The organism is Azospirillum thermophilum, from assembly GCF_003130795.1.
In the GTDB taxonomy this organism is placed as follows: Bacteria; Pseudomonadota; Alphaproteobacteria; order Azospirillales; family Azospirillaceae; genus Azospirillum; species Azospirillum thermophilum.
The window spans coordinates 166305-178760 of sequence record NZ_CP029358.1 but is presented as its reverse complement, the minus strand read 5'-3'; the positions used below and the strand labels follow the sequence as shown (position 1 = coordinate 178760).

Annotated in this window: 10 protein-coding genes and 2 pseudogenes; 4 read left to right on the top strand and 8 right to left on the bottom strand. The window is 72.0% G+C overall.

The genetic code is table 11. The features are described from left to right. Positions 1-7: 7 nt before the first annotated feature. Complete coding sequence (locus DEW08_RS28570; RefSeq protein WP_109333796.1) at positions 8-457, top strand: nuclear transport factor 2 family protein; 450 nt, start codon at positions 8-10, stop codon at positions 455-457. On the opposite strand, the gene DEW08_RS28565 is transcribed toward DEW08_RS28570, so the two are convergent. From DEW08_RS28565 to DEW08_RS28535, 7 genes and pseudogenes are all read right to left on the bottom strand, one after another. Next, complete coding sequence (locus DEW08_RS28565) at positions 387-1007, bottom strand: DUF3833 domain-containing protein (RefSeq protein ID WP_109333794.1); 621 nt, start codon at positions 1005-1007, stop codon at positions 387-389. The two genes, DEW08_RS28570 and DEW08_RS28565, sit on opposite strands and share 71 nt — an antisense overlap. After that, positions 1004-2341 (bottom strand): MFS transporter, encoded by a 1338-nt coding sequence (locus tag DEW08_RS28560; RefSeq protein ID WP_109333792.1) that lies wholly within the window; start codon positions 2339-2341, stop codon positions 1004-1006. The genes DEW08_RS28565 and DEW08_RS28560 overlap by 4 nt, the downstream gene beginning before the upstream one ends. A 10-nt stretch (positions 2342-2351) precedes the next feature. After that, positions 2352-3571, bottom strand: a pseudogene (locus tag DEW08_RS28555) (class I SAM-dependent methyltransferase). After that, on the bottom strand, positions 3568-4416 hold the full coding sequence (locus DEW08_RS28550) for a DUF1365 domain-containing protein (protein WP_109333789.1): 849 nt from the start codon (positions 4414-4416) through the stop codon (positions 3568-3570). The pseudogene DEW08_RS28555 and the gene DEW08_RS28550 overlap by 4 nt, the downstream one beginning before the upstream one ends. Then, positions 4416-5795 carry an NAD(P)/FAD-dependent oxidoreductase gene (locus DEW08_RS28545; protein ID WP_109333787.1) on the bottom strand — a complete coding sequence of 460 codons (1380 nt, stop codon included), beginning with the start codon at positions 5793-5795 and terminating at the stop codon, positions 4416-4418. The genes DEW08_RS28550 and DEW08_RS28545 overlap by 1 nt, the downstream gene beginning before the upstream one ends. Positions 5796-5907: 112 nt before the next feature. Further along, a pseudogene (locus DEW08_RS28540) lies at positions 5908-6042 on the bottom strand (ribbon-helix-helix domain-containing protein); the annotation flags it as partial. Positions 6043-6147: 105 nt separating this feature from the next. After that, on the bottom strand, positions 6148-7902 hold the full coding sequence (locus DEW08_RS28535; protein ID WP_109333785.1) for a thiamine pyrophosphate-dependent enzyme: 1755 nt from the start codon (positions 7900-7902) through the stop codon (positions 6148-6150). 153 nt (positions 7903-8055) lie between these two features. Here DEW08_RS28535 and DEW08_RS28530 point away from each other — a divergent pair, with 153 nt between their 5' ends. The 3 genes from DEW08_RS28530 (at position 8056) to DEW08_RS28520 (ending at position 10497) form a co-directional block, all read left to right on the top strand. Beyond that, a complete protein-coding gene (locus DEW08_RS28530) occupies positions 8056-8664 on the top strand; it encodes a sigma-70 family RNA polymerase sigma factor (protein ID WP_109333783.1) in 609 nt (202 codons plus the stop codon). Continuing rightward, a complete protein-coding gene (locus DEW08_RS28525; RefSeq protein WP_109333781.1) occupies positions 8661-9347 on the top strand; it encodes a ChrR family anti-sigma-E factor in 687 nt (228 codons plus the stop codon). The genes DEW08_RS28530 and DEW08_RS28525 overlap by 4 nt, the downstream gene beginning before the upstream one ends. Before the next feature lie 148 nt (positions 9348-9495). Beyond that, positions 9496-10497, top strand: coding sequence for a bile acid:sodium symporter family protein (locus tag DEW08_RS28520; RefSeq protein ID WP_109333779.1), 1002 nt, complete (start codon positions 9496-9498; stop codon positions 10495-10497). 40 nt (positions 10498-10537) lie between these two features. Here the strand turns inward: DEW08_RS28520 and DEW08_RS28515 are convergent, their stop codons facing one another. Next, positions 10538-12256 (bottom strand): uracil-xanthine permease family protein, encoded by a 1719-nt coding sequence (locus tag DEW08_RS28515; protein ID WP_109333777.1) that lies wholly within the window; start codon positions 12254-12256, stop codon positions 10538-10540. Between the last annotated feature and the right edge of the window lie 200 nt (positions 12257-12456).

The following is a 12456-nucleotide window of genomic DNA, read 5'->3' as shown; positions in this document are numbered from 1 at the left end:
CCGGCACATGACCATCGATGAGAACCGCGTGCAGGGGCTCGACGGCTGGGTCCGCTTCTTCGAGACGCTGGACCATGCCGCCCTCGACCGGCTGCCGGAGCTGACCACCGCCGAGGTGCGTTTCCGCGACCCCTTCAACGACTGCCGCGGCCGGGACGAGCTGCGCGCGGTGCTCGCCCACACGCTGGAGGGCTGCCGCGACCTGCGCTTCACCGTCACGCACCGGCTGCTCGCCGAGGATCTGGCGATCCTCCGCTGGCGCTTCGCCGCTACGCTGCCGGTGGTCGGCCGGGTGGACACCATCGGCACCAGCGAGGTCCGGCAGGCGGCCGACGGCCGGGTGTCGGAGCATGTCGACCACTGGGACGCGGGGGAGCAGATCTACCTCAGGCTCCCCCTGCTGGGGGCGCCGCTGCGGGCGATCCGGCGGCGGCTCGGCCGCTTTCCGCCCGGTTGAGGGTGGCGCCGGCCTCCGGCTGGAAGAACAGGGTGACGGTGCCGATCCACACGCCCCAGCGATAGACGTTGGCACGGTTGATCAGCACCCCGCCGGGCTGGAGGAACATCCAGTCGTCGAACCGCACCCGCCAGGTGCCGTCGCCGACCTTCAGGTCCATGTCGTAGCTCCAGTTCAGCGCGTTGCCGTAGGCTTTGCCCGTGGCGGTGCCGATCACGTCGCCGGCGCTGCCCTCGTAGTCGTGCTCGCCCGTCCTGGTGATGCGCCAGACGCGCCGGTCCGTCTCGCCGTCCGAATAGAGGAACTGTTCGTCCAGCACCAGTTCGCGCCCGTCCCAGCGCCCGTCGATGGTGACGGTGAACTCGCGCCGCAGCGTGCCGAAGCGGTCCTCGAAGATGCCCCAGGCATTGGTGCGGCCGGCGAAATACTCCTCGATCCGCAACTCCGGCCTGCGGCCTGCGAAGTCCTTGGGGTCCATGGCGGCACATCCGTTGAGGGCGAACAGGAGGATCAGCGGGAGAAGGAAACGATGCAGGCGTCGCGGGCTCATGGCGGCTCCGGGCTCCGGTGCTTGTCGAGGCGGCGGCGGATCGCGGCATGGCGCCGGCGGGTCAGCGGATGGCCCCACACCAGCGCGACCGCCGCGACCTTGGCTACGGTCGGCAGCCCGGCATAGATCACCGCAAGCGCGGCGAGGGCGCCCGGCAGCTGCACGTCCGCCTGCGGGTCGAAGCCGAACAGCCCGACCGCCGGCAGCGCCAGCGCCACGGCGGCGGCGAGCGCCAGCTTGGTCGCCATCGTCCACAGGGCGAAATAGAGGCCGGCGCGCGGGCGGCCACGCTCCTTCAGCGCGCCATAGTCCACCACGTCGGCCTGCATGGCCGGCGGCAGGGCGAGGTCGGCGCCGAGCGCCGCCCCGGTGACGAGGCAGATGACCGCGAAGGCCGCCCCGTCCCCCGGCCCGAGCAGCGGCACCCAGAGGAAGGCGGCGCAGGCGAGGATCATGGCGAGGCACCAGGTCCGGTGCTTCTCCAGCCGCCGCGCCAGCCGCAGCCAGAGCGGCACCGCCGCCACCGCCGACAGGAAGTAGAGCAGCAGGAACAGCCCCTTGGCCGTCTCCCCCAGCGCCAGGACCGACCCGACGAAGAAGGGGAAGAGCGTCGCCGGCACGCCGGTGGCGAGCCCGTTGACCGTCCAGGCGGCCAGCAGCCGCAGGAAGGGCCGGTTGCCCAGCAGGCCGCGCCACACCGCAGAATGCGGCAGTTCCGGTGCGGCATGCTCCGCCTCCCGCGGGGCCGCCTCGCGCACGCCCCACAGCAGCCCGGCGACGGCCGGGGCGCCCAGCGCCACCGTCGCCCAGGCGAGTGCCGCCAGCCCGGCCGTCGCCGGCCAGCCGAGGAACGCGGCGAGCGCCGGCACGCCGCCCGCCAGCAGCAGCCCGACCACCCCGGCGGCCTCCCGCGCGCCGGCGATGCGGGCGCGCTCGTGGTAGCCGGCGGCGAGTTCCGCCCCCCAGGCCTGATAGGGCACCTGCACCATCGTCCAGCCGAGATAGAGCGCGAGGCTCCAGCCGAAGAGGTGCGCCGCCCCGGCCCCGGCGGGCGGGCTGAACAGGTTGAGCAGCGCGATGCCGGCGATCAGGGCGCCGGCAAGGATCCAGGGCTTGCGCCGCCCGAACCGCCCGCCGCGGTCGCTCAACATCCCCACCAGCGGATCGCTCAGCACGTCGAGCAGCCGGGCGGCACCCAGCGCCGCCGCGGTCGCCCCGAGGCCGAGGCCCAGCGTGTCGGCGTAATGGGCCGGCAGCAGGACCGCGACCGGGATCGTCGGCAGGGCGAGCGGCAGGGCCGGCAGGGCGTAGAGCGCGAGCCGGCCGGGGGTCATGCCGGCGCCCTCACGGCTTGCGGAAGCGCCAGAGCCCGACGTCGATCGTCCCGCTGCGGAAGCCGGCCTCGCAATAGGCCAGGTAATAGTCCCACAGGCGGCGGAACCGCTCGTCGAAGCCCAGCGCGGTGATCCGCGGCCAGGCGGCCTGGAAACGCCTGCGCCATTCGGCGCAGGTCAGGGCGTAGGACGGACCGAAGGTCTCCACATGGTCGACCTGCAGCCCGGCCTGTGCCGCCTGCTCGCGCAACGCCGTCGGGCAGGGCAGCATGCCGCCGGGGAAGATGTGGCGCTGGATGAAGTCGCAGCCGCTGCGGTAGCCGGGGAAACGCTCGTCGGCAATGGTGATCGCCTGGACGACGGCGGCCCGCCGGGCGCCAGACGGTCGCGCAGCGTGGCGAAGTAGCGCGGCCAATGCTCCTCGCCCACCGCCTCGATCATCTCGATGGAGGCGATGCGGTCGAAGCTGCCGGTCACGTCGCGGTAGTCCTGCAGGCGCAGCTCCGCCCGTTCCCCCAGCCGGGCCGTGGCGTGGGCGAGCTGCTCGGTGGAGAGGGTGAGGCCGACCAGCCAGGCACCGCGGTCGCGGGTCAAATGGTCGGCCAGACCGCCCCAGCCGCAGCCGATCTCCAGCACCCGCATGCCGGGCGACAGGTCCAGCAGCTCGCCGACGCGGCGGATCTTGGCGTCCTGCGCCTCCTCCAGCCTCTGGTCCGGCCGCTCGTAGAGGGCGGAGGAATAGGTCATCCCCTCGTCCAGCCACAGCCGGTAGAAGGCGTTGCCGAGGTCGTAATGGGCGGCGATGTTGCGCCGGCTGCCGCGCCGGCTGTTGGCCCGGCTGCGGTGGAACAGGCGGTTCAGCCAGCCGGCCGCGGCGGAGCCGGTGATTCCCCGTCCCAGCTCCGCCTCGTTGCGGATGGCGAGCTCGATCAGCGCGGGCAGGTCGCCGGTGCGCCACAGCCCGTCGCCATAGGCTTCGGCAAAGCCGATGTCGCCGCCCAGCAGCAGGCGCCGCGCGGCGGCCGGATGGTCGAGGATCAGGTCGGCCACCGGCCCGCTGCGCCCGTCGCCGAAGCTGACGGAGCGGCCGTCGGGCAGCCGCAGCGTCAGCCGGCCGTGGCGGATGCGGGAGGCGAGACGCAGCAGGGCTTCCGTCGCCGGATTGCGGCCGGGCAGCAGCAGGCTCCACCAGCGCGGCGGGCGGGTGGTGGACGCGGCGAAATCGGTCATGCGGCGAATTCCCTGGCGGAAGAGGACGGCGTCGCGGAGGAGAGGGCGGCTGGCGCGGCCGTCGGGACGACGGTCACCGGCTCGGCGGGCGGCTCGGGGCGGGGATGGAGCCTCAGCCCCTTGCGCCAGAGATGCAGCGCCTCCCAGTGGATCCCGGCGACCACCTTGGCGGTCATCAGCGGGTGGCGCGCCCAGGCGCGCAGCAGGGCGGCGTCGCTGAGGTCCACCCGGCGGGCGGCGAGCGAAGCATGCAGCACCGCCCCCTCGGCGTCGGTCTGGTGGATGGCGACAGCCAGATGCTCGCCGGGCGGCCGGATGCGGAACTGGTAGGCGGTCTCCATCGCCATGAAGGGGGAGACGTAGAAGCGCTTGTCGCAGCTCTGCCGCACCAGCCCGTCCGGTCCGACCGCGGCGGGGATCAGGTAGCTGTGGCGCTGCCCGAAGGTGTTGGTGACCTCGTGCAGGATCGCCGACAGGCTGCCGTCGCGCCGGTGGCAGAACCAGACGCTGAGCGGGTTGAAGACGAAGCCGAGCACGCGCGGGAAGCACAGGATGCGCACCGGCCCGCCGCCCTCGATTCCCGCGCGGTCGAGCTGCGCGTCGGCCCAGGCCCGCAGGGGGCGCCCGTCGCCCGGCCCGTGGTCGCGGTCGCGGAACCCCAGCAGCCCGGCGCGGTTGTGCGAGAACAGCCGCAGGCGGCGGTCGAGCTCCGGCAGTTCCTCCAGGTCGGCCAGCAGGCTGAACACCCGGTAGGACAGGCGGTGCCGCACCGGCTTCAGCCGGCGATGCACCACCGTGCCGACATAAAGCGCGGAGGCGAAGTCGGGGAGGGAGGGGTCGGCCATCACGCGGCCTCCATCGGACGGGCGACCGCCGGGGCCGGGCCGATGTGGATGCGGCCGGATTCGTCCGACACCCGCCAGGGGCGCCTGACCCCGCCCAGCGCCTCCGCCGCGGCGAGCCCGGCCTGCAGCCCGTCCTCGTGGAAGCCGGCGCCGAAATAGCTGCCGGCGAACCAGGTGTTGCGCTGCCCCTGCAGGCTCCACAGCCTCTTCTGGGCGGCGAGCGCCCCCATGCCGAAGATCGGGTGGTCGTAGAGGAAGCTGCGCAGGATGCTGCCGTCGCGCGGCGGGCGCACCGGGTTCAGCGTGACGAACAGGTCGCGCTCCGCCGGCAGGAACCCCTGCAGCCGGTTCATCCAGTAGGTGACGCAGACGGCGTCGCTGCCGTCCTCGCCGCGCTGCGACAGGTAGTTCCAGCTCGACCAGGTCTTGCGGCGGCGCGGCATCAGCGAGGCGTCGCCGTGCAGGATGGCGATGTTGCGCTCGTAGGCGAAGGCGCCGAGCAGCGCCGTCTCGTCGCTGCCGGGATCGTCGAGCAGGGCGAGCGCCTGGTCGGCATGGGTCGCCAGCACGACATGGTCGAAGCTGCGCACGTCGCCCTTGCGGTCGCGCACCAGTACCCGGCCCGGCTCGCGCGTCACGGCCTCCACCGCCGTGTTGAGCCGCAAGGCGCCGCCCATGTCCTGCAGGATGCGCGAGACGTAGGCGCGGCTGCCGCCCTCGACCGTGCGCCAGACCGGGCGGCCGGTGATCTTCAGCAGGCCGTGATTCTCGCAGAAGCGGACGAAGGCGGCGGCGGGATGGTCGCGCATCGTCTCGACCGGGCTCGACCAGATGGCGGCGGCCATCGGCAGCAGATGGTCGCGCACGAAGGCGTCGGAATAGCCGCCGCGGTCCAGTACCTGACCGAGCGTCAGCCCGTCCGCCGCCGGATCGCTCAGCAGGCGCGGCGCCTCGCGGTAGAAGCGCAGCAGGTCGCGCAGCATCCGCCAGAAGCGGGGGCGCAGCAGGTTGCTCTTCTGCGCGAACAGCGTGCCGAGCGTGCTGCCGGCATACTCCACCCGCCCGCCGTCGAGCGAGGCGGAGAAGGACATGTCGGTCGCCCGCGTCGCCACGCCGAGATGGTCGAACAGCGCGACGAGGTTGGGATAGCAGGGCTCGTTATAGACGATGAAGCCGGTGTCGACCGGCCCGCTCCCTGCCGCCTCGACGGTGTTGGCATGCCCGCCCGGCCGGTCCTCCTTCTCGTAGAGCGTGACGCGGTGGGCCTTGGACAGCAGCCAGGCCGCCGACAGGCCGGAGATGCCGGAGCCGATGACGGCGATCTCCAGCGGACCGCCGTCGGACGGGGCGGAGGAGGGGCGGAAGGGGAGGACACTCATGGCGGGCAACCCTGCGGGACCAGTCAACAGTCCCGTCTACGTTACCCGTTCGGATATGGATCACCGTGTTTCACCGGGCGGCCGGATGCCCGCCACGACCGAACCGGTCAGCACGGTCCTTCTGTTCACGGTCCCGCCGGATGAGATCGCGCACATCGTCGCTCGAACTGGCGTATTCACCGGAGCGGACCTGGGCCTCTACCCATTCCTTCATCGGATAGGGAAGGGAAACGGTCATGGTCGCCATGCAGCGCCTCCTTTTCCCCGACGCCACGCCAGATAAGAAAAATCCACAAATGTTCTTACGCTCTTCCAGGAAGAGGCACCGGACGCCGATGCCTCCGCCGCATCGTCAGATGATCTCCCGCGCCCGGTTCCTGAACACCGTCGCGGCGATCTTCAGGGCGTCGGGCGTGCCGCGGGCGAGCGCCTCGGTCAGGTGCAGGGCCTGCTTGGCCTGGACCTTCGGCGGCATCGGCGGCTCGTTGCCGTCGACGATGCAGTCGACCACCACCGGCCCGGGATGGGCGAGCGCGGCGTCGAGCGCCGCGCCGCAGTCCTTGGGATCGGTGATGGTGAAGCCCTTGCCGCCGCAGGCCTCCGCCACCCTGGCGAAGTCGATGGGATGCAGGTCGCAGCCATATTCCGGGTTGCCGAGGAAGACCATCTGCTCCCACTTGATCTGGCCCAGCGACCGGTTGTTGTTGATCACCACCTTGATCGGCAGCCCGTACTTCACCGCCGTGGCGAAGTCGGCCATCAGCATGGAGAAGCCGCCGTCGCCGACATAGGCGACCACCTGCCGGTCGGGATGGGCGAGCTGCGCGGCGATGGCGTAGGGCAGGCCGGGCGCCATGGTGGCGAGGTTGCCGGACAGCGAGTGCATCTGCCCGCGCCGCGCCGGAATCTGCCGCGCCCACCAGGTCGCGATCGTGCCGCTGTCGCAGGCGACGATGGCGGTGTCGGTCAGCCGCTTGCCGAGTTCCCAGGCGACCACCTGCGGCTTCATCGGCAGGTCGGGGCGGGTGCCGCGTTCCTCCATCAGCCTCAGCCACCCGGCCTTGCCGGCCTGCGCCGTCTCCAGGAAGGAGCGGTCGGGATGCGGGGCGGCGCGCTCCAGCAGGATGTCGAGCGCCACGCGGCAGTCGCCGACCAGCCCGGCCTCCACCGGATAGCGCAGCCCGATGCGCGCGGCGTCGATGTCGATCTGGATGGCGCGGGCCTGCCCCGGCTTCGGGTAATACTCGATGTAGGGGAAGGTGGAGCCGGCGATCAGCAGAGTGTCGCAGGTCTCCAGCGCCTCCTGCGAGGGAGCGGTGCCGAGCAGGCCGACCTGCCCGGTGGTGAAGGGGCTGTCGTCGGGCACCGCGGCCTTGCCCAGCAGCGCCTTGACGATCACCGCCCCCAGCCGGTCGGCCAGCCGCTCGAGCTGGTCGGTCGCCTTCAGCGCCCCCTGGCCGGCGAGGATGACGATGCGCTGCCCGGCGTCCAGGATCCCGACGGCCCGCTTCACCTGCTCCTCCGAGGGAACCGGCAGCTCCGGCGCGAAGAGGCTGGTGTTGTGGCCCTTGACGTTGCGCGGCGCGCGCAGGTCGTCGCCCGCCGGCTGGTCCTGCAGGTCGACGGGGATGGTGATGTGGGCGACCCCGCGGTGGGCGAGCGCGGTGCGGCAGGCCAGCGTGGTGATGTTGTGGACATGGGCGGCGCCCATGATGCGCTGGTTGTAGAGCGCCACGTCCTGGAAGACCTTGTCGAGCTCCACGTCCTGCTGGGTGTAGGTGCCGACCAGGTCGTGGAACTGCAGCCCGGTGATCGCCAGCACCGGCTGGTGGTCGAGCTTGGCGTCGTAGAGCCCGTTCAGCAGATGGAGGCCGCCGGGGCCGGAGGTGGCGAGGCAGACGCCGAGCCGGCCGGTGAATTTGGCGTAGCCGCAGGCGGCGAAGGCCGCGGCCTCCTCGTGCCGGACCTGGACGAAGCGGATCTCGTCCTTGCGCGTGCGCAGCGCCTCCATGATGCCGTTGATGCCGTCGCCGGGAATGCCGAAGACCGTGTCGACCCCCCAGTCCACCAGCACGTCCACCAGGATGTCGGAAGCGGTTCTCGCCATGGCTGTCTCCATTGCCGGTCGGATCGGTCGGTCTCCGGACGGCAACCGCGGTCCGGCATGCCCGGTTCCCCGCCGGCCGGCCGGCCGGGCCGCAAAAAATCGTCTGCGAAAGGTTCGTGTGATCCGATCGCCGGGAGCCTGCGTAGAGGGGGCATGTTCGCGACCGCAGCCCAACCCGTGACGCCCCCGCCCGACCCGCCGCCCGACGGCGCGGCCGTCGAGCCTCTGGCCGCCGCCCTGCGGGCGGTGGCGGAGCGGCACGACCGGCAGGCCTTCGCCCTGCTGTTCGGGCATTTCGCCCCGCGGGTGAAGGCCTACATGCTGAAGCTCGGGATGCCGCAGGCGCGGGCGGAGGATCTGGCGCAGGAGACGATGCTGACGGTGTGGCGCAAGGCCGGGCTCTACGACCCCGCCCGGGCGGAGCCGGCCACCTGGGTCTTCACCATCGCCCGCAACCTGCGCATCGACGCCCTGCGCCGGGAGCGTCACCCGGAGGTGTCGGACGAGCTGCTGGAGCAGCAGGAGGACGACCGGCCGCCGGCCGACGCCCTGCTGGCCGCCGGACAGCGGGCGCGCCGGCTGCGGGCGGCGCTCGCCGGCCTGTCGCCGGAACAGGCGGAGGTGGTGCGGCTGTCCTTCTTCGCCGACCTCGCCCATCCGGCGATCGCCGAACGCCTGAACCTGCCCCTTGGAACCGTGAAGTCGCGCCTGCGCCTTGCCCTCGGCAAGATCCGCAAGGCTCTTGGAGATGAAGACCCATGATGCCGAAACACCATCCGAGCGACGCCCTGCTGGTCGCCTATGGGTCCGGCAGCCTGGGCGAGGCCCTGTCCCTGGCGGTGGCGACCCATCTCGCCCGCTGCCCGCTCTGCCGCGCCGCCGCCGCCGAGATCGACGCGCTGGGCGGCGCCCTGCTGGAGGAGCTTGCGCCGGAGCCGCTGGCGGCGGACGCGCTGTCCTCCCTCTTCGCCCGCATCGACGCGCCGGACGGCTGGATGCGGCGGGATGCCGCCCCGGTCCGCCTCCCCGCACCCAACCCCTGCCGCGCCCTGGACGGCGCGGCGCTGCTGCCGGAGCCGCTGCGCTCCTATGTCGGGCCGGGGATGGATCAGCGGTGGCAGCGCATCGCGCCCGGCGTCCGCCGCATCGAGGTGATGCCGCGCACCGCCCGCGGCGGCACGGCGCATCTGCTGCGCATCGCGCCCGGCACCGCGCTTCCCCACCACGGCCATGGCGGGACGGAACTGACGCTGGTCTTCGCCGGCTCCTATGCCGACGAGCTCGGCCGCTATACCGCGGGCGACATCGCGGAGGCCGACGGCGAGACGCGGCACCAGCCCATCGCCGACAGCCACGAGGACTGCATCTGCCTGATCGCCACCGATGCGCCGCTGCGCTTCACCGGGCTGGTGGGCCGGCTGATGCAGCCCTTCATCGGACTTTAGCCCGGCGAGACCTGCGCCGGCCGCCGGGCTGGGTCCGGATCGCATCGGGTATTTACACTTTGCACGTCAGGCGCCGTGTGCTTATCAACGGACAGGGGGACGCTCCGCTCGGGGCGTCCGCAGACCATCCCTTGCCGAAGATGCCGCGATGTTCCGGATTCCGCGCCTGCCGGTCGACCTCTTCACCCTGCTCCTGGTCGGCACCGTGCTGCTCGCCAGCCTTCTGCCGATCAGCGGACCGCCGGCCGAGGTGGGGCGGCAGATCGCCGACCTGCTGATCGCCTGGCTGTTCTTCCTGCACGGCGCCCGCCTGCCGCGCGAGGCGGTGGTCAGCGGCGTCACGCACTGGCGGCTGCACCTGCTGGTCTTCCTGGTGACCTACGCCATCTTCCCGCTGCTCGGGCTGGCGGTGACCGCGGTGATGCCGGAGCGGCTGCTGTCGCCGACGCTGGCGAGCGGGGTGCTGTTCCTCTGCCTGCTGCCGTCCACCGTGCAGTCGTCGATCGCCTTCACCTCCATCGCGCGGGGCAACGTCGCGGCGGCGGTGTGCAGCTCCACCATCTCCAACATCGTGGGCATCGCGGTGACGCCGCTGCTGGTGGCGGTGCTGATGAAGACCAGCGGCGCCGGCCTGTCGCTGGAATCGCTGGAGGCGATCGCCGCCCAGCTCCTGCTGCCCTTCGTTCTGGGGCAGGTGCTGCACCGCTGGCTGGGAGGCTGGGTGACGCGCAACAGGAGGATCCTGCAGGTGACCGACCGCGGGTCGATCCTGCTGGTGGTCTATCTCTCCTTCAGCGAGGCGGTGACCCGCGGGCTGTGGCACCAGATCCCGCCGGTGTCGCTGCTGACCGTGGCGGTGGTCTGCGCCGTGATCCTGGGCCTGCTGCTGGCGCTGACGACCGTCCTGTCGCGGCGTTTCGGCTTCTCCCGGGAGGACGAGGCGGCGATCGTCTTCTGCGGCTCCAAGAAGTCGCTGGTCAGCGGCGTGCCGATGGCCGGCGTCCTGTTCGCCCCGGCGACGGTGGGCATGGTGCTGCTGCCGGTGATGATCTTCCACCAGATCCAGCTGATGGTCGGCGCCGCCATGTCCCGCCGCTATGCCGCGCGGGCGGAGGCGACGGCGACGGAGGCCGCAGCCCCCGCCGACTGAGCCCCCGCCCACCGAATTCGCTGCGCTCCGCCCGGCCCGCTCAGTGGGCGAAATGCAGGTAGAGCATCGCCTCGCCGTTGCGGTTGGAGGCGGAGACGCGGTCGGCGATGCGGGTGAGCAGGGTGGCCGACACCTGCCGCAGCGCGGTGTCGAGCGCCCCATGGTCGTCGCTGTCGAGCAGCGCCTCCATGTCCAGCGCCGCCGGCTCCAGCACCATCGCCGCGCCCGGGTAGCGCAGGCGCAGGTCCAGCGCCAGCTCGTCGAAGGTCGCCTCCACCGTCACCCTGGCGCCGCGCGGGTTGCTCTGCTGCAGGGTCTCCAGCGCCTCGACCAGCCCCTGGGTGGCGCGCTGCACCACGTCGCGCCGGGCTCCCCAGAGCGAGCCCTGCCGCTCCATGAAGTCGTAGACGGCGCCGAGCGGGGTCGTCCCCGGCTGGAACTCCAGCGTGGCGCGCCTGGCGATGCCGATGCGGAACAGCAGGTTCAGCACCAGCGCCACCACGGCGCCCACCGTCAGCTCCGAATGGACCAGCGGCTCGAACCAGGCGGGCAGGCTCTTGTAGAGGCCGGGGACCGACTGGACCGACAGGCCGAGGATCATCGACAGGCCGATCACCAGCATGCGCCGGTCGTTCAGCATGCGCGACATGATCAGCTCCATCCCGGCGGTGATCAGGCAGGCGGCGGTGAACACCAGCACGGCGCCGATCACCGGCTCCGGCATATGGATCAGCAGGGTGGTCAGCTTCGGCACGAAGGCGGCGGCGATCAGCAGGATGCCGGCGGCCATCCCGACCACGCGCGCCGTGACGCCGCTGGCGAAGGACAGGCCGATGTTGGCCGAGGACAGCCCGACGCCGAAGGTGCCGGCGGCGCCGGCCAGCGTGTTGGCCAGCCCCTCGGCGAAGACGCCGCGGCTCAGCACCTTCATGTCGGTGCGCGCCCAGTGCGCCTTGTTCATCTTGTCCATGGTGATGAAGCAGCCGACGGAATCGGTGACCGTCAGCAGGATCGCGATGAACAGCGGGGTCAGCAGGTCGAAGCTGAAGGACAGCGCCGGGATGTGCGGCACCGGCAGCCCGAGGAGCGGCGCGTCGGCCACCGCCGTCCAGGCCTCCGGCCCCAGCTTGCCGAGCGCCGCCGCCGCCCCGTAGCCGAGCACGCAGCCGGCGAGCATGGCGTAGAGCCGGAGCTGCCCCTTCGACCACACCGACAGCGCGGCGATGGTGCCGAAGGTGGCGAAGCCGACCGCCAGCGAGCCGCCGCTGACCGTCATGGTCTGCGGGTCGAAGCCGCTGAAGCGCCGGACGCCGCCGCCGATCATCGACACGCCGAGCATGGTGACCGCCACGCCGCAGACCTCCGGCGGGAACAGCACGCGCAGCCGCGGCAGCATGCGCGCCAGCCCCATCTGCATCAGGCCGCACACCGCCAGCGTGCCGCAGGCCGCCCCCAGCCCGCCGGCGCGCGCCGCGCCGACGAAGACCGGCAGCACCAGCGGGTTCGGCAGGGCCACGGCGAGGAAGCCGCTGCCGATCGGCGAGGCCTGCAGGATGGTGGCGAAGCCGACGGCCAGCGTCGCCGTCGTCACCAGCGCCTGCCGCGCCGCCGCGTCCAGTCCGATCTCGCCCGCCGCGATGACCGGATACATCATGAACATCAGGCCCAGCACCATGTGCTGCATGGCCATCACGCCCAGGACGCGGGGCGGCGGCCGCTCGTCCACGGCGTAGAGCAGGTTCTGCGGGCGATCGTTCATCTTCCGGTCCCGGCGGAAAGGTCATGCGGAAGAAGGATTTGTGAACGAAGCACCCCGAGCCTGTCCAGCGACCATTGACCGGACGGATTAACTCCGACGTCCGCTTCGCCGCCGGACGGGTCCGGCCCCCTACCCGAGTTGGGGGGTGGCGGCGACGCCGCCGGAGATTGCAACCTTCAGCCCGGCAAGCCTGTTTAAGG

What these genes read in the sequence shown, in the direction of transcription:
- DEW08_RS28570 (WP_109333796.1), top strand. Translation starts at nt 8, where the DNA reads ATGACCATCGATGAGAACCGCGTGCAGGGGCTCGACGGCTGGGTCCGC.
- DEW08_RS28565 (WP_109333794.1), bottom strand. Translation starts at nt 1,007, where the DNA reads ATGAGCCCGCGACGCCTGCATCGTTTCCTTCTCCCGCTGATCCTCCTG.
- DEW08_RS28560 (WP_109333792.1), bottom strand. Translation starts at nt 2,341, where the DNA reads ATGACCCCCGGCCGGCTCGCGCTCTACGCCCTGCCGGCCCTGCCGCTC.
- DEW08_RS28550 (WP_109333789.1), bottom strand. Translation starts at nt 4,416, where the DNA reads ATGGCCGACCCCTCCCTCCCCGACTTCGCCTCCGCGCTTTATGTCGGC.
- DEW08_RS28545 (WP_109333787.1), bottom strand. Translation starts at nt 5,795, where the DNA reads ATGAGTGTCCTCCCCTTCCGCCCCTCCTCCGCCCCGTCCGACGGCGGT.
- DEW08_RS28535 (WP_109333785.1), bottom strand. Translation starts at nt 7,902, where the DNA reads ATGGCGAGAACCGCTTCCGACATCCTGGTGGACGTGCTGGTGGACTGG.
- DEW08_RS28530 (WP_109333783.1), top strand. Translation starts at nt 8,056, where the DNA reads ATGTTCGCGACCGCAGCCCAACCCGTGACGCCCCCGCCCGACCCGCCG.
- DEW08_RS28525 (WP_109333781.1), top strand. Translation starts at nt 8,661, where the DNA reads ATGATGCCGAAACACCATCCGAGCGACGCCCTGCTGGTCGCCTATGGG.
- DEW08_RS28520 (WP_109333779.1), top strand. Translation starts at nt 9,496, where the DNA reads ATGTTCCGGATTCCGCGCCTGCCGGTCGACCTCTTCACCCTGCTCCTG.
- DEW08_RS28515 (WP_109333777.1), bottom strand. Translation starts at nt 12,256, where the DNA reads ATGAACGATCGCCCGCAGAACCTGCTCTACGCCGTGGACGAGCGGCCG.